General features: G+C 71.2%; 13 protein-coding genes. 7 read left to right on the top strand and 6 right to left on the bottom strand.

What is annotated here, in order from left to right; genetic code table 11:
- Nucleotides 1-102 precede the first annotated feature (102 nt).
- Nucleotides 103-1,506, bottom strand: a complete 1,404-nt coding sequence (locus tag SALPAC2_RS0120765; RefSeq protein WP_018218550.1) for an NAD(P)H-quinone dehydrogenase — start codon at nucleotides 1,504-1,506, stop codon at nucleotides 103-105.
- Between the two features lie 106 nt (nucleotides 1,507-1,612).
- On the opposite strand from SALPAC2_RS0120765, the gene SALPAC2_RS0120760 reads away from it, so the two are divergent.
- Nucleotides 1,613-2,068, top strand: coding sequence for a gamma-glutamylcyclotransferase (locus tag SALPAC2_RS0120760; RefSeq protein WP_026184962.1), 456 nt, complete (start codon nucleotides 1,613-1,615; stop codon nucleotides 2,066-2,068).
- Between the two features lie 91 nt (nucleotides 2,069-2,159).
- Here the strand turns inward: SALPAC2_RS0120760 and SALPAC2_RS0120755 are convergent, their stop codons facing one another.
- Nucleotides 2,160-3,086, bottom strand: coding sequence for a hypothetical protein (locus SALPAC2_RS0120755; RefSeq protein WP_018218548.1), 927 nt, complete (start codon nucleotides 3,084-3,086; stop codon nucleotides 2,160-2,162).
- A 5-nt stretch (nucleotides 3,087-3,091) separates the two neighbouring features.
- The gene (locus tag SALPAC2_RS0120750) at nucleotides 3,092-3,721 is read right to left on the bottom strand and encodes an MBL fold metallo-hydrolase (protein ID WP_018218547.1); all 630 of its coding nucleotides are present in this window, start codon (nucleotides 3,719-3,721) and stop codon (nucleotides 3,092-3,094) included.
- Between the two features lie 125 nt (nucleotides 3,722-3,846).
- On the opposite strand from SALPAC2_RS0120750, the gene SALPAC2_RS0120745 reads away from it, so the two are divergent.
- On the top strand, nucleotides 3,847-4,884 hold the full coding sequence (locus SALPAC2_RS0120745) for a DUF4349 domain-containing protein (protein ID WP_026184961.1): 1,038 nt from the start codon (nucleotides 3,847-3,849) through the stop codon (nucleotides 4,882-4,884).
- On the opposite strand, the gene SALPAC2_RS0120740 is transcribed toward SALPAC2_RS0120745, so the two are convergent.
- Nucleotides 4,841-6,100 (bottom strand): amidohydrolase, encoded by a 1,260-nt coding sequence (locus tag SALPAC2_RS0120740; protein WP_018218545.1) that lies wholly within the window; start codon nucleotides 6,098-6,100, stop codon nucleotides 4,841-4,843. The two genes, SALPAC2_RS0120745 and SALPAC2_RS0120740, sit on opposite strands and share 44 nt — an antisense overlap.
- Before the next feature lie 570 nt (nucleotides 6,101-6,670).
- The gene (locus SALPAC2_RS0120735; RefSeq protein WP_018218544.1) at nucleotides 6,671-8,254 is read right to left on the bottom strand and encodes an acyl-CoA mutase large subunit family protein; all 1,584 of its coding nucleotides are present in this window, start codon (nucleotides 8,252-8,254) and stop codon (nucleotides 6,671-6,673) included.
- Nucleotides 8,255-8,456: 202 nt separating this feature from the next.
- On the opposite strand from SALPAC2_RS0120735, the gene SALPAC2_RS0120730 reads away from it, so the two are divergent.
- Entirely contained in the window at nucleotides 8,457-10,466 is a 2,010-nt protein-coding gene (locus SALPAC2_RS0120730) for a serine/threonine-protein kinase (protein ID WP_026184960.1), read from the top strand.
- Between the two features lie 47 nt (nucleotides 10,467-10,513).
- Entirely contained in the window at nucleotides 10,514-12,208 is a 1,695-nt protein-coding gene (locus tag SALPAC2_RS0120725; protein ID WP_018218542.1) for a phospho-sugar mutase, read from the top strand.
- A 118-nt stretch (nucleotides 12,209-12,326) separates the two neighbouring features.
- Here the strand turns inward: SALPAC2_RS0120725 and upp are convergent, their stop codons facing one another.
- On the bottom strand, nucleotides 12,327-12,959 hold the full coding sequence (gene upp, locus SALPAC2_RS0120720; RefSeq protein WP_018218541.1) for a uracil phosphoribosyltransferase: 633 nt from the start codon (nucleotides 12,957-12,959) through the stop codon (nucleotides 12,327-12,329).
- 122 nt (nucleotides 12,960-13,081) lie between these two features.
- Here upp and deoC point away from each other — a divergent pair, with 122 nt between their 5' ends.
- From deoC to SALPAC2_RS0120705, 3 genes are read left to right on the top strand one after another with little or no spacing between them, the layout of a single operon-like run.
- The gene (deoC, locus tag SALPAC2_RS0120715; RefSeq protein ID WP_018218540.1) at nucleotides 13,082-14,086 is read left to right on the top strand and encodes a deoxyribose-phosphate aldolase; all 1,005 of its coding nucleotides are present in this window, start codon (nucleotides 13,082-13,084) and stop codon (nucleotides 14,084-14,086) included.
- Between the two features lie 5 nt (nucleotides 14,087-14,091).
- Nucleotides 14,092-15,522: an aldehyde dehydrogenase family protein gene (locus SALPAC2_RS0120710; RefSeq protein WP_018218539.1), complete on the top strand. Its 1,431-nt coding sequence runs from the start codon at nucleotides 14,092-14,094 to the stop codon at nucleotides 15,520-15,522.
- Nucleotides 15,515-16,354 (top strand): aldehyde dehydrogenase family protein, encoded by an 840-nt coding sequence (locus SALPAC2_RS0120705; RefSeq protein ID WP_018218538.1) that lies wholly within the window; start codon nucleotides 15,515-15,517, stop codon nucleotides 16,352-16,354. The genes SALPAC2_RS0120710 and SALPAC2_RS0120705 overlap by 8 nt, the downstream gene beginning before the upstream one ends.
- The last annotated feature ends 16 nt before the right edge of the window (nucleotides 16,355-16,370 follow it).

Genomic DNA, 16,370 nt, shown 5'->3' with positions numbered 1-16,370 from the left:
CCGCCCGCCCGGATGCCCCGGCGTGCCCGTTCACCGTGACGGTCCAGCGGGCAGCCTAGACACCCACTGGAACGCCCGGTTGCCGTTGGGCGATCGGGCCCGTCACTCCGGCTCGTGCAGCATCAACTGCCGGGCGGCCTCGGTGACGGAGCCGGAGAGCGAGGGGTAGATGGTGATGGTCTGCGCCAGCTCGTTGACCGTCAGATGGTTCTCCACCGCCATCGTGATCGGCAGGATCAGCTCGCTGGCCTTCGGGGCGACCACCACACCACCGATCACCTGGCCGCTGGCGGGCCGGCAGAAGAGTTTGACGAAGCCGTCGGGGACCTCGTCCATCTTCGCCCGGGCGTTGCCGGCGAGCGGCAGCATGACCTGCCGGGCCGGCACCTTCCCCGCGTCCACCTCGTCCTGGGAGACGCCGACCGTGGCCAGCTCCGGATCGGTGAAGACGTTCGCCGCGACCGTACGCAGCCGCAGCGGCCGGACCGCCTCGCCGAGCGCGTGCCACATCGCGATCCGGCCCTGCATCGCGGCCACGCTGGCCAACGGCAGCATCCCGGTGCAGTCCCCGGCGGCGTAGATGCCGGGCACGTTGGTCCGGGACACCCGGTCGACCGCGACGTACCCGCCCCCGGCCAGCCCGACGCCGTACTCGGCCAGCCCCAGGTCGGTGGTGTTGGGAATGGAGCCCACCGCGATCAGCGCGTGTGAACCGTGCACCCGGCGCCCGTCGGAGAGCTCGACCTCGACGCCGTCGGCGGTCCGGCGGACGGCGTTGGCCCGGGAGTTGTTCAGGATGCTCATTCCCCGGCTGCGAAACACCCGTTCGATCGCCATCGCCGCGTCGGCGTCCTCGTGCGGCATCACCCGGTCCCGGCTGGAGACGAGGGTGACCTCGATCCCCATCGCCAGGTAGGCGCTGGCGAACTCGGCGCCGGTGACGCCGGAGCCGACCACGACCAGGTGCCGGGGCAACTCAGGCAGGTCGTACACCTGCCGCCAGGTGAGGATGCGCTCACCGTCCGGGAGCGCGGTGGGGAGTTGGCGCGGGGTCGCGCCGGTGGCGATCAGGACGGTGGTGGCATCGATCCGGTACTCCGCGCCGCCGTCCGCCGGTGTGACGATCACCCGGTGGTTGTGACCGAGCGTGTCCTCGCCGAGCCGGGCGCTGCCGGCCACGAACGTCACCCCGGCCTTGACCAACTTGGCGTGAATGTCGGCGGACTGCGCGAGCGCGAGCCGCTTGACCCGTGCGTGCACCGCCGGGGCGTCGACGGTGACCGCCGCCCGCCCGGCCGGGTGGACCCCGAACTCCTCCGTGTCCCGATACCCGGTCACCAGCTGCGAGCTGGCGATGAAGGTCTTCGACGGCACGCAGTCGGACAGCACGCAGGCACCGCCGGCACCGTCTGCCTCGACCACGGTGACATCGGCGTCCAGTTGGGCGGCGACCAACGCCGCCTCGTAACCGGCCGGCCCCCCGCCGATGATCACGATCCGGCTCACAGCGCTCACTCCCTGTCCATACTCACAGTGTTTTTCTTCTCCCGAACGCATCCGACACGCACCGTCGTATTCTCCCCCACCCGCCGGCCGGGCTATCGTCATCGTTGTGCGTCATTACGCCGCCTACGGCTCAAACCTCGACCCTGCCCGGATGCGCGCCTACTGTCCGCATTCGCCGATGGTGGGCACCGGCTGGCTCGAAGGCTGGCGGCTCACCTTCGCCGGCGAAGGCGTGATCGGCTGGGAGGGCGCGGTCAGCACCGTGGTCGAGTCCCCGGGGGATCGCGTCTTCGTGGCGCTCTACGACATCCACGCGTACGACGCGGCCCAGCTCGACGAGATCGAGGGCATAACCTCCGGCACCTACCGGAAACTCCACCTGCGGGTGTCGGCCCTGACCGGCGATGTGACCGCGTGGATCTACGTCTTCGACGGTTACGAGGGGGGCCTGCCGACCTCGTGGTACCTCTCGGAAATCGCCAACGCCGCCGAGAAGGCGGGCGCACCGGACGACTACGTCACGGGACTGCGCTCCCGCCCCACCGGCACCGCTTCGGCCTGACGGCCGGCAGTCTGTGGGGGGATGTCGCACGACCCACAGTCTGCTATCGCCCACCTTGGGGCAACGAGCCGGCCCCGCCGTGCGTCGTCAATCACACATTCGGGTGTCGACCGGCACCGCGGGGGTCGGCCTCCTCCTCGGCGAACGCTTCGGCCGCGGCCTCCACCTCGCCGGTCCGGCGCCGCGCGCCGATGACCGCCCGTTCGGCTGCCCGCCGCGCCGACCTCGCCCGGCTCAGCTCCGCTTCGGCAGCGGCCCGTTGCCGCTCCAGCTCGGCGATTTCCGTCTCGATCGCGGCGAGTCCGTCCACCCCACCCCGCTCGGCCTCCGCCGCACCGGCCAGCTCCGCCTCGGCCCGTTCCTGATCAGTACGGGCCTTCGCCAACTCCGTCGCCAACGCCCGACGTTTCCGTTCCCGCTCGGCGCGGGCGGCCCGCTCCGCCTGCCGAGCACGGGGGGCTGCCCCGTCGCCACCCGGTGCCTGGGCCGGCGGCGCCGACTCCTCGGTGACCAGCCGCAGCTGCGGGCGCGGCACCTCGCCGAAGCCGGCGTAGCTGGCGGCCCGGAGCAGCCGGCCCGAGCGCACCTGCTCGGCGACCTCGACGTCGGAGAGCGCGGCGTTGAGGGTCGACTCCACCGCCCCGAGCGGGAGCTTGCCGGGCGGTGGAGCACCGGGCACCGCGGCCGCCAGACTGCGGACCTCCGCGAGCAGCGCGCCGACCACTGCCCGCCGCCGGGTGGAGAGCTCCCGCAGCTGCGCGCCGCGCAGTTCCCGCTGGGCCGACCGGAGTGACTCCGCGAGCTGACCCAGGTCGGCGACGAGCTCCGGTCGCTCCAACGCGAGCAGGTTCACCAGCCACGCCGCGACCGTGGGGCGACGAAGCCGGGCGATCTCTCGCGCGGCAGGTACGTCGCCCGCTCGCCGCGCCTCGGCCACCGCCTCGTCCCGGGCGGCCACGAACCGGTCGGGGGGCGTGCGATAGAGCTGCCGCAGCAGCTCCCGGGACGGACCGGACATGCGGTTCAGGCATCCACCAGGGTGCCCGGTACGAGCCGCTGGTAGTCCACGTCGGAGAGGCGGACGAAGTTGTTGTTCAGCACATCCAGGCCGCGGTCGTTGAGCAACCCGTCGTGCAGCGCGTACGCCCGGCGGGGCCCGACGGCGCGGAGGAAGTCCAGCGACTCGGCGAACTTCGCCCAGGGCGCGTGGATCGGCAGGAACAGCGTGTCGATCGGCACGTCCTGCGGCACGACGAAGGAATCACCGGGGTGGTAGACCACGTCGTCGATCAGGTACGCCAGATTCTCCACCACCGGAAGGTCGGAGTGGATCACGGCGTGTCGGCCGCCGTAGGCGCGGACCGGAACACCGGCGGCGGTGAATTCCGCGCCCGCCTCGACCGGGACGAACGTGGCGGCCAGGCCGTCCAGCACGGCCGCCAGCGACGGCGGTCCGTACACGACGAACGGCCCCCGGTCGTGTTGCTCGGTCAGGGCCGCCACGTCCACGTGGTCCGGGTGCTCGTGGGTGATCAGCACAGCGTCCACGCCGTCCAGCGCGGCCCGCTCGCTGTAGACGCCGGGATCGACGACCAGCACCCCACCTTCGTCCTCCACCCGGATGCAGGAGTGCGTGTACTTGGTCAGCCGCATTCGTGACTCCTCGAGAATCGAATCGTGACCTCCTCAGCGCAGTCTGCCGGAAGGGACGCCGCATCGCGTCCCGACTGACCGATCGTCCCTGCCGTCCGGGTCACGCACCGGTGCGGAGCAGATGAATGTTACGGATCGGAGCGGATATGTATCGATGTGGAGCGCGCCGCCGAGGGGCGGCGCTGGTAGCGGTACTGATGGGGGTCCTGCTCGTCAGTGGCTGCGGTGCGGGCACGGACGAGCGCGGCGGTCCGGGCACCGGCGACGACACGGCGGCGACCGCGGCGGGCGCCGGCCAGCCGGACGGGCCGGCCGGGCCGGACGGGGGCGACGACGCTTCGGCGGACCTCCGGGTCGACCAGCGTGCCATCGTCTACACCGGTTCGATGCGCGTGCAGGTGTCCGACGTCGAGCAGGCGGCCCGCGATGCGATCGCCCGGACCACCGCGGCCGGCGGTTTCGTCGGTAGTGACCAGCGACGTAGTGCGGCCGGGAACGCCACCGTCGAGCTGACGCTCCGGGTGCCGGCCGCGAAGTTCGCCACGGTGGTGGAGCAGGTCGCCGAACTCGGCAAACGGCAGCGACAGGAGATCTCCACCGAGGACGTCACCGAGGAGACGATCGACCTCGACGCCCGGATCACCACCCAACAGGCCCGGGTGGACAACGCCCGGCGGCTGCTCGGCGAGGCACGGTCGATCAGCGATCTGGTGACGCTGGAGAACGAGTTGGCGCGCCGCGAGGCCGACCTCGCCTCGCTGGAGGCGAAGCAGCGCCGACTGGCGGACTTGACCGCGCTCTCCTCGATCGTGGTGTCGCTGGTCGGCCCGGACGCCGCCACCGAGGACGAGGCTTCCGCGTTCGGCTTCGTGGCTGGTCTCGAGGGCGGGTGGAAGGTCTTCGTGATCTCGTGGACCGTCCTGCTGACCGTACTCGGCGCGGTCCTGCCGTGGCTGCTCCTGCTCGGCGCACCGGTGGGCACGACGGTGTGGTTGCTACGCCGCCGCCAGCGGCCGGCCCTGGTCGCTCCCCTCGCGGGCGGCGCCGGGAGGGGGCCGACCGATCCCGCAGGGAGGGGGCCGACCGATCCCACCAGCGGCGGGGTCGCTCCGCCCCCGGTCAGCCCGCCGCCGCAAGCGCCTGGAGCGCGGTCTGCACCATGAGTCGAACGCCGACCGGGATGGCCCGCTCGTCCGGGTCGAACGACGCGCGGTGGAGGTCAACGTTCGGGCCCGGGCGTCCGACACCGAGTCGGGCCAGGGCACCGGGGACGTACTCCAGATACCAGGAGAAGTCCTCACCCCCCATGCTCTGCGGGGTCTCCGCGATGCCCGCCGGCCCGAGCGCGGCGGTGGTCGCGGCGGCGAGGACCTGGATGGCCTGGGAATCGTTGCTGACCGGTGGTCGGCCACGCTGATAGTCCAAGTCCACGGTGGCGCCGGTGGGGGCGATCACGTCCTGGACCACCTGGGCGACGACCTTGGGGGCCATCGCCCAGGTGTCCCGATCCATCACGCGCAGCGTCCCAGAGGCGCAGGCTTCCGACGGGATGACGTTGTAGCGGGTGCCGGCCGAGGCGTGGCCGAACACCAGCAGTAGTCCGCTGTTGGCCGGCACCCGCCGGGCGACCAGGGCCGGCACCTCGGTGATCAGCCGGCCGAGGGCGTCAACCAGATCGACGGTGAGGTGCGGGCGGGCAGTGTGCCCGCCGGGACCGGTCAATCGCACGCTGACGTTGTCGGCGGCAGCGGTGATCGGACCGACCCGGAGGCCGATCTCGCCGACCGGGAGGTTCGGGTCGCAGTGCAGCGCGAAGATCTGCACCACCTCGTCGAGACCGCCGGCCTCGATCACCTCGAGCGAACCACAGGGCAGGATCTCCTCGGCCGGCTGGAAGATCAGGCGCACCCGGCCCGGCAGTTCACCCGCTTCGGCGAGGCGGGCGAGGAGCATTCCCAGGCCGAGTAGGACCGTGGTGTGCACGTCGTGGCCGCAGGCGTGACAGACCCCGTCAACCGTGGAGCGGAAGGGCACGTCCTTGCTGTCGGTCAACGGCAGCGCGTCGATGTCGGCCCGGAACGCGACCACCGGGCCGTCTGGGCGACCGTCGATGTCGCAGATGACTCCGTTGCCCTTGGGGAGCAGCCGGGGTCGCAACCCGGCCTGGGTCAGCTCCCGGGCGATCAGGGCGGCCGTCTCGAACTCCTCGCCGGAGAGCTCCGGATGCGAGTGGATTCGCCGACGGGTGGCGATCAGGCCCGACACCCGGAGCGCGAGGAACTGGTCCAGGTCGAGGGGTAAGGGCTGGGAGCCGGCGGGCGCCTCCGTCCAGGACGACGCCAGCTGGCCATTACTCGGCAGCGTCAACGCACTCGTCACGTCGAATTCTCGATCACTAGAAATGGATGAATCTTCCGGAACCGCCGACAGCCTAGACCTCCGACGGTGACGCTGCGCAACCTCGTTCTGGTAGCGATCGGGCCGCTCTGCGTCACGTACGCCCTGCTCGGGGCGCTCGTTCATCGGCGGGACAGCAGGTAGATCGCGGTTGAACGCTGCCATCTGCCCCACACCTCCTACAACGCGTAACCGATTCACGAGTGCAGAATTTTTCCCCACCACTCGAGACCGTCATCCGAATTGTGGCATTAGTCCGTTCTGTTAACGGACACTCCGACAACTAGCAACCACACTCACGACCGGAGCCCGCAGACGGTCACACGTTCACCCGGTAACCGACCACACACGGTGTGCGTCTACCTCACTCGAACGGGTTACCCACGGTTGCCGCCCGCTACGCGCCCAGACCGCCACCCAGCCCGCGAACGGGCAGCTGGCAGGGGCAGGGCAGCGGGCAGCAACCGCTGGCGGCACCGGCAACGGCAGCACCGCGGGGACGCCAGACGTCGGGACGTCGGGAGGCCGAGACGTCGGGAGGCTGGGGCGGGGTCAGAAACGGTCAGCGGGGCGGTACATCCCCCAGACCTCACGCAGCGTGCCGCAAACCTCGCCAACCGTGGCGCGAGCCCGCAACGCCTCCTTCATCGGGTAGAGCACGTTACCGCTCCCCTCGGCAGCAGCCCGGAGCTGCGCCCGGGCCCGCTCAACCGCACCGGAGTCCCGCTCCGCCCGCAACTTCGCCAGCCGCTCGGCCTGCGCGACCTCGATCGCCGGGTCAACCCGCAGCGGCTCGTACGGCTCCTCCTCGTCCACCGCGAACCGGTTGAGGCCCACCACGACCCGATCGCCGGAGTCGATCTGCTGCGCGATCTGGTACGCCGACTGCTCGATCTCCCGCTTCTGGAACCCGACCTCGATCGCCTCAACCGCCGAGCCGTGCTCGAAGACCCGCTGCATCAGCCCCTCCGCCGCGGCCTCGATCTCGGCCGTCATCGCCTCCACCACGTACGAGCCGGCGAACGGGTCAACGGTGTCGGTCAGGTCTGTCTCGTAGGCGAGCACCTGCTGCGTCCGCAGCGCGAGCCGGGCGGCCTTCTCCGTCGGCAACGCGATCGCCTCGTCGAAGCTGTTGGTGTGCAACGACTGGGTTCCGCCGAGCACGGCACCGAGCCCCTGCACCGCCACCCGGACCAGGTTCACCTCCGGTTGCTGGGCGGTCAACTGCACGCCGGCGGTCTGGGTGTGGAACCGGAGCATCATCGACTTCGGATTCTTCGCGCCGAACTCGTCCCGCATCAGCCGCGCCCAGATCCGCCGGGCGGCACGGAACTTCGCCACCTCCTCCAACAGCGTCGTCCGGGCGACGAAGAAGAACGACAGCCGCGGCGCGAAGTCATCCACGGCCAGCCCGGCGGCGATCGCCGCGCGGACGTACTCGACCCCGTTGGCGAGGGTGAAGGCGATCTCTTGAACGGGAGATGCACCCGCCTCGGCCATGTGGTAGCCGGAGATGGAGATGGTGTTCCACTTCGGCGTCTCGGCGCGACAGTAGGCGAAGGTGTCCGCGACCAGGCGCAGCGAGGGCTTCGGCGGGAAGATGTACGTCCCGCGGGCGATGTACTCCTTGAGGATGTCGTTCTGGATCGTGCCGTTCAGTGCCGTCCCCGGCACGCCGTTCTCCTCGGCGACCAACTGATAAAGCAGCAGCAGCACCGAGCCCGGCGCGTTGATGGTCATCGACGTGGAGACCTTGTCCAGCGGGATGCCGTCGAAGAGCAGTCGCATGTCCTCGATGGAGTCAATGGCGACACCGACCTTGCCGACCTCACCGTGCGCGATCGACTCGTCCGAGTCGTACCCCATCTGGGTGGGCAGGTCGAAGGCGACGGAGAGCCCCATCGTGCCTGCCCGAAGCAGCTGGTGGTAGCGCGCGTTGGACTCCGCGGCGGTACCGAAGCCGGCATACTGGCGCATCGTCCAGGGGCGCGCCGTGTACATGGTGGGATAGACCCCGCGGGTGTACGGGTACTCCCCCGGGTTGCCCAGCCGGGAGTCCAGGTCCGCCGGGAGGTCGGCCGTTGTGTAGACGCCCTGAATCGGGAAACCGGACTCGCTTGACCGCCGTTCGCTCATTACCGGATGGTAAGGCGACCTGCCCCGGCACCGGATGAGGGATAGGGCACACACCCCACCCGACCACCCCAGCGTGCCTGTCCGGACACACACCGTCGACTTTGCCAAATGTCCGCCGCGTCGGCTTTCGCAACCGGCATCCGACCCAGCAAGATAGGGGGGTTGTGTCCCAGCCCCCCTCGAAATCCCCGGTGGCTCTTCAGTGACTCAGATCCCGACGTGGAGCGGCGGACCTGTCAGTCCTCCCAGCGACCGCGCAACACCCAACACCATCATTGGCGGGCGCTACTCATTGCGCTCGGCGGTGGGCAATGGCGGCATGGGCACGGTCTGGCGTGCCGCAGACACGCTCCTGCGCCGAGACGTGGCCGTCAAGGAGGTCGTCCTACCCCAGGGGCTGGCCCCCTCCGACCGCGACGCCATGTACGAACGCACCCTGCGTGAGGCCCGCGCCGCGGCGGCGATCCAACACCCCGCCGTCGTCCAGGTTTACGACGTGGTCACCGAGGGTGGCCGGCCGTGGATCGTGATGGAGCTGCTCGACTCCCGCAGCCTCGCGGACATGGTGATCGAAGACGGCCCGTTGGCCCAGCGGGTGGTAGCCAAGATCGGCGTCTCGCTGCTCGGCGCGCTGGAGGTGGCGCACGCGATCGGCGTACTGCATCGTGACGTCAAGCCCGCCAACGTGCTGATCTGTTCGGACGGCCGCTGCGTGCTGACCGACTTCGGGGTGGCCCGGATGCCCACCGACGTGCAGCTCACCACGCCCGGCATGGTGCTCGGCTCCCCACACTTCATCTCCCCCGAACGGGCGATGGGCCAGGACTTCGGGCCGCCCAGCGACCTGTTCTCCCTCGGGGTGACCCTCTACACGGCCGCCGAGGGGCGCCCGCCCTTCGACAAGGGCGATCCGATCGAGACGATGCACTCGGTCGTCGAGGACCCGCCGGCCCCGCCCCAGCGCAGTGGCCCGCTGGTGCCCGTACTGATGGGACTGCTGGAGAAGGACCCGGACCGCCGGCTGCCCGTGCACACGGCCCGGGCCATGCTCCGCGAGCTGCTCGCCGGCCCGCTGACCAGCAACGCGGCTGCGGTGCACTCGGTGACCGACCCGTACTCGGTGGTGCCCGTCCAGCAACAGCCAGCCGCGAGCCCGCAGCCGACCCAACCCGCCCAACTGGCTCAACCCGCCCAGCTGGCGCCGGCGCAACCGGCCCAGCCGAAACCGAGCGGCGCGATCGGCGGGCGCGCGATGCTCGCCGCCGGTGAGTCGCTCACCGACCGGCTCGCCGCGCTGCGCCGGGGCGAGCGTCCGGCGGTGGAGTCCCGGGCCACTCCCGCTGCTCTGGAGGAAACCAGCGCCAACGCGCTCGGCGGTCCGTTGAACACACCGACCGGGGCGATGCCGGCGCCGAGCCGCACCTACGGCGGGGATGCCACCGCGCGCGTCGGGGGCTACCCGGGCCCGGCCGCTCCCCCGGCCGGCGCCCAGTGGTCAGTTCCGGGCACCGGTCAGGCGTGGACCAACGCATCGCAGCCGCCGGCACCGGCACCCGGCGGCGGCCTCGCCGGTCCGGCCCGGGCCGGCGGCAACCAACTCGTTGACCGGGTGAAGAGCTGGCCGGGCAAGGTCCAGCTCGCCGTCGCGGGCGGGCTGGCCGTGGTGCTCCTGATCGGCATCCTCACCTTCACCGGCGGAGACGATTCGGAGCCACCGGTCGCACCACCGGCGGCTCCGCCGACGTCGGCCGCTCCCACCGTCGAGCTTCCCGAACTGATGGAGTACTCGGCGCGGGGGGTGCGGGTCCTGGTGCCGCAGGGTTGGGAGGAGAAGGTCGGCGGGCTGTACACCGACTACGTTGACCCGGAGGACCAGGGCCGCCGGGTCCGCGTCATCACCGAGAAGTGGAATAACACCTCAGCACGCTGGGCAGAGATCGCCGAGGACGGGCTGCAGACCAACTCCTCCTGCGCGAAGCCGTACCGTCAGGTCGCCTTGGACGTCGGGGTCGAGCTGGCCGGCAAGCCGGCGGCCCAGCTTGAATACACCTGTGGTGAGGGCGCGGAGATGCGGCACGGCATCTGGCGTGGCGTCGCCCACGAGGGCCAGTCGTACTCGTTCTACCTGACCGCCAACGACGCCCGGTTCGAGGAGAGTCGACCGATCTTCGACGAGATGGTCAAATCTTTCCAGCTGGCCGCGGCCAGCTGAGCCTGGGCGAGCCGACGCGGTGATCCGCCGACGTGCTATCAAGAGGCATGTCGGCGGATCACCACCACCACCTCAATGACCTTCGTGAGCAGGCCCAACGTTGGCTCGACGACGATCCGGACCCGGCCGGCCGCGCCGAGCTACAGGCAGTGCTCGACCGATTTCCGGCCAGCGCCCCGGAGCTGGCCGACCGCTTCGCCGGCCCGCTGACCTTCGGCACCGCGGGCCTGCGCGGCCCGTTGCGGGCCGGCCCGAACGGAATGAATCTCGCGGTGGTCACCCAGGCCGCCGCCGGGCTGGTCGCCTGGCTGGCCGCCCAGGGTGGCGTCGGTCCCCTGGTGATCGGGTACGACGCCCGAACCGGCTCCCGCGCCTTCGCGGAACGAACCGCGCAGGTCGCCACCGGCGCGGGCCGCCCGGCGCTGCTGCTTCCCCGCCCGCTGCCGACGCCGGTGCTGGCCCATGCGGTGCGCCAGCACGAGGCGGTCGCCGGAGTGATGGTGACCGCCAGTCACAACCCGCCCCAGGACAACGGCTACAAGGTCTACCTGGGCGCCCAGCTCGGTGGCGAACTGGGCGCGGGCGCGCAGATCGTGCCGCCAGCGGACGCCGAGATCGAGTCCGCCATCCGCGCGGTCGGCCCGCTCGCTGCCGTACCGCTGGGCCCACCCGGGCAGCTCCTCGACGACGCCCTGGTGGCGTCGTACGTGCAGCAGGCCGTCGCGGTGATCGCACCGGACGGGCCGCGTGACCTGCAGGTGGCGTACACGCCACTACACGGAGTTGGCGCCGCGGTGCTCACCGCGGCGTTCACCCACGCCGGTTTCCCCACCCCGCAGCTCGTACCGGAGCAGGCTGAGCCGGATCCGAAGTTCCCCACGGTCGCCTTCCCCAACCCGGAGGAGCCCGGAGCCGTTGACCTGCTCACCGCCCTGGCCGAGGCGACCGGCGCGGACCTCGCGATCGCCAACGACCCGGACGCGGACCGCTGCGCGGTGGTCATCCGGGAGCCGGCCGAATCCGGGACGGACCGGGACACTCCGGGGTGGCGGATGCTCCGCGGTGACGAGGTGGGGGCGCTCCTCGCCGACCACCTGATGCGGCGCGGCCGAACCGGCCTCTACGCGACCACCATCGTGTCGTCGGCGCTGCTGCGCGCGATGTGCACCGCCCGGGACCTGCCGTATGACGAGACGCTGACCGGGTTCAAGTGGATTGTCCGGGCCGGCGGTGGGTCCACCCCGCTGGTCTTCGGCTACGAGGAGGCACTGGGCTACTGCGTCGCCCCCGACCACGTCCGGGACAAGGACGGCATCACGGCGGCGCTGACCATCGCCGAGCTCGCCGCTGGGCTCAAGGCGGAGGGGCGTGGCCTCGCCGACCGGCTGGACGAGTTGGCGGCCGAGTTCGGCGTGCACCACACCGACCAGCTCTCGGTCCGGGTGGACGACCTACAGGTGATCACCGACGCGATGGCCCGGATCCGCGCCGCGACCCCGCGCACCCTGCTCGGAGAAGCGCTCATCGAATCCCAAGACCTGCTCCCGGCAGCCGATGTGGTGATCCTGCGCAGCGCCACCGCCCGGGTGGTGATCCGACCGTCCGGCACCGAGCCAAAGCTCAAGGCGTACCTGGAGGTGGTGCAGCCGGCCGTCGCGGGTGACATCGCCACGGCCCGGCGCCGCGCCGCCGCGGCCGTCGCCGAGTTGCGCACCGAAATCGCCGCCAGCCTGGGGGTGTAGCGGGTCCGATCCGGGGCAGCGGGCTGCCCCGGATCAACAATGGACGCGCACGTGGGGCAGCTCGGCAGCCGCAGCACCGACCACGCGGTGCGGCAGCGGCGCTGTGGACCAGTCGCGGTCAGAAGCGGGGCATGCCACCAAACTGCCGGTCACCGGCGTCGCCCAGGCCGGGGACGATGAACCGACGGTCGTTCAGGCCCTCGTCGACTGCCGCCGTGACCAGGCGCAGGGGCAGTCCGGAACGCTCCAGCCGGTCAATTCCGACCGGCGCGGCGAGCACGCAGAGCACCGTGATCTCGGTGCACCCCCGGTCGGCGAGCAACCGGCAGCAGTGCTCCAACGAGCCCCCGGTGGCGAGCATCGGGTCGAGCACCAGCACCGGCAGTCCGGTGAGGTCCGGCGGGAGCGACTCCATGTACGCGCGGGGCTCGAAGGTCTCCTCGTCCCGGGCCAGACCGACGAAGCCCATCGAAGACTCCGGCAACAGGCCCAGCGCGGCGTCGGCCATGCCGAGCCCGGCCCGCAGCACCGGCACCAGCAGCGGCGGATTGGCGAGTCGGGTGCCCTGAGTACCGGTCACCGGGGTTTGCACCGGGTAGCGCTCGACGGGGAAGGAGCGGGCCGCCTCGTACACCAGCATGGTGGTGAGTTCGTGCAGCGCGGCGCGGAACGAGGCCGAGTCGGTCCGGGCGTCGCGCATCGCGGTCAGCCGCGCCTGGGCGAGCGGGTGGTCAATGACGTGTACTTCCACGGTCGCCCAACCTACCCGCCCCCGGCCCTGGGCACCCTCGGTGTGGCCGGAACGACGGCGCTGGCGGGCAGCGCCACCATGACCAAGATCACAGTTGGACGCTCCGGCGTACACTCCGGGTCATGACGGCGACAGCGATGTCGGCCCGGTCGGACCTGACCGAGCTGGGACGATCCGAGACCGCGCTCCGGGCGTTCCTCCACAACCTGCCCGGCGTGGACCAGGTCGGTGCCGAGCAGCGGGCGGCGCAGCTCGGCACCCGTTCGATCAAAGCCACGGCGAAGGCCTGGGCGATCGACCTGGCGATCCGGATGGTCGATCTCACCACCCTGGAGGGGGCCGACACCCCCGGCAAGGTTCGGGCACTCGCCGCCAAGGCCCTGCGCCCCGACCCCGCCGACCCGTCCTGTCCGCACGTCGGCGCCGTCTGCGTCTACCCGTCGATGGTCCCGTACGTGGCCGAGGTGCTGCGTGGGCCCGCCGGCGGGGCCGGACCGGCCGGCGCCGGAGCAGCACCAGCCGGCGTGGTGCACCTGGCCAGCGTGGCGACCGCCTTCCCCGCCGGCCAGGCGCCGCTGGAGGTCAAGCTCGCCGACACCCGGGCAGCGGTCGCCGCCGGCGCCGACGAGATCGACATGGTGATCAACCGGAGCGCCTTTCTGACCGGCCGCTACCAGGAGGTCTACGACGAGATCGTGGCCACCCGGGAGGCCTGCGGCCCGGCCCACCTGAAGGTGATCCTGGAAACCGGGGAGCTCGCCACCTACGACAACGTCCGTCGCGCCTCCTGGCTCGCCATGCTGGCCGGGGCGGACTTCATCAAGACCTCCACCGGCAAGCTCCCGGCGGCCGCCACCCCGCCGGTGACGCTGGTGATGCTGGAAGCGGTCCGGGACTTCCGTGCCGCGACCGGACGGCAGGTCGGCGTGAAGCCGGCCGGCGGCATCAAGACCACCAAAGACGCCATCAAGTACCTCGTGCTGGTCAACGAGACGGTCGGCCCGGACTGGCTGGACCCGGACTGGTTCCGGTTCGGCGCCTCCAGCCTCCTCAACGACCTGCTGATGCAACGCACCAAGCTGACGACCGGCGACTACGCCGGTCCCGACTACTTCACCCGGGACTGAGCGCGATGTTCGAATACGCCCCCGCCCCCGAGTCACGCTCGGTGGTACGGCTCCAGCCCGCGTACGGGCTCTTCATCGACGGCGAGTTCGTTGACCCGACCGACGGCGACAGCTTCCCGTCGATCAACCCCGCCTCCGAGGAGGTCCTCGCCGAGGTCGCCGCCGGCGGCGCCGGCGATGTCGACCGTGCGGTCCGCGCCGCGCGCACCGCGTACGACCGGGTCTGGGGCCCGATGCCGGGCCGGGACCGGGCCAAGTATCTGTTCCGGATCGCCCGCCTCATCCAGGAACGTTCCCGCGAGTTGGCGGTGCTGGAGTCGCTGGACAACGGCAAACCGATCAAGGAGTCCCGGGACGTTGACCTTCCGCTGGTCGCCGCCCACTTCTTCTACCACGCCGGCTGGGCGGACAAGCTCGACCACGCAGGGTTCGGGCCCGGCCCCCGGCCGCTCGGGGTGGCCGCGCAGATCATCCCGTGGAACTTCCCCCTGCTCATGCTGGCGTGGAAGATCGCCCCGGCGCTAGCCACCGGCAACACCGTGGTACTCAAACCCGCGGAGACGACCTCGCTCACCGCGCTGCTCTTCGCCGAGATCTGCCAACAGGCCGACCTCCCCGCCGGGGTGGTGAACATCGTCACCGGCGCGGGTGGGACCGGCCGGGCGCTGGTCGAGCACCGCGACGTAGACAAGGTCGCCTTCACCGGCTCCACCGAGGTGGGCAAGGCCATCGCCCGCGCCGTCGCCGGCACCGACACGAGGCTCACCCTGGAGCTGGGCGGTAAGGCCGCCAACATCGTCTTCGACGACGCCCCGGTGGACCAGGCGGTGGAAGGCATCGTCAACGGCATCTTCTTCAACCAGGGGCACGTCTGCTGCGCCGGCTCCCGCCTGCTGCTGCAGGAGTCGGTCGCCGACCAGGTGCTGGCGGCACTCAAGCGGCGGATGACCCAGCTGCGCGTCGGTGACCCGCTGGACAAGAACACCGACATCGGGGCGATCAACTCGGCGGCGCAGCTGGCCAGGATCAGCGAGCTCGCCGACGCCGGCACGGCCGAGGGCGCCCAGCGCTGGTCGCCCCCGTGCGCGCTTCCCGACCGTGGCTTCTGGTTCGCGCCCACCATCTTCACCGGGGTCGCCCAGTCCCACCGGATCGCCCGCGAGGAGATCTTCGGCCCGGTGCTGTCCGTGCTGACCTTCCGCACTCCGGCGGAGGCCGTCGAGAAGGCCAACAACACTCCGTACGGGCTTTCGGCCGGCGTGTGGACGGAGAAGGGCTCCCGGATGCTGTGGCTGGCCGACCGGCTCCGCGCCGGCGTGGTCTGGGCCAACACCTTCAACAAATTCGACCCCACCGCGCCGTTCGGCGGTTACCAGGAGTCGGGCTACGGTCGCGAGGGCGGCCGGCACGGGCTGGAGGCGTACCTGAATGTCTGAGCGGGTCGCGGTACGAAAGACGTACAAGCTCTACATCGGCGGGAAGTTCCCGCGCAGCGAGTCGGGACGGTCGTATCTCGTGCAGTCAGGTGAGAACAGCACGGCCAACGTGGCGCTCGCCTCGCGCAAGGACGCCCGGGACGCGGTGGTGGCGGCCCGGGCCGCCGGCTCGGGTTGGGCCGGCGCCACCGCGTACAACCGGGGTCAGATCCTCTACCGCGCCGCCGAGATGCTGGAGGGCCGGCGCGAACAGTTCGTGGCCCTCGGCATCCCCGGCGACGAGGTGGACGCCGCGACCGACCGGTGGGTCTGGTACGCCGGCTGGTCGGACAAGCTGCCCCAGGTGCGGGGCGGCGTGAACCCGGTCGCCGGCCCGTACCTCAACCTGTCGACGCCGGAGCCGACCGGGGTGGTGGCGGCGGTGGCCCCTGCGGCGCCGGCGCTACTCGGCCTGGTCAGTGTGATCGCCCCGGCGATCGTGAGCGGAAACACCGTGGTCGTGGCAGCCTCGCCCACCGACCCCCTCGCCGCGGTGACCCTGGCCGAGGTGCTGGCGACCGCCGATCTGCCTGCCGGGGTGGTCAACATCCTGACCGGTCGCATCGAGGAGACGGTCCCGTCGCTGGCGGGCCACCGGGATGTCAACGCCCTCGACCTGACGGGCGTGGCCGACGCCGAGCTGGCGACGAGGCTGGAGGTCAGGGCGGCGGAGAACCTCAAGCGGGTGCTGCGCCCGGTCCCGGCCCACCACGACTGGTACGCCGATCCCGGCCTGGCCCGGATGACGGCACTGCTGGAGACGAAGACCGTTTGGCACCCCAAGGGCGGGTAGCAGGAACTACTACGCG

Source organism: Salinispora vitiensis, assembly GCF_000378825.1.
In the GTDB taxonomy this organism is placed as follows: domain Bacteria; phylum Actinomycetota; class Actinomycetes; order Mycobacteriales; family Micromonosporaceae; genus Micromonospora; species Micromonospora vitiensis.
The sequence above is the reverse complement of the archived record's forward strand: the minus strand, read 5'-3'. Positions and strand labels throughout refer to the sequence as shown.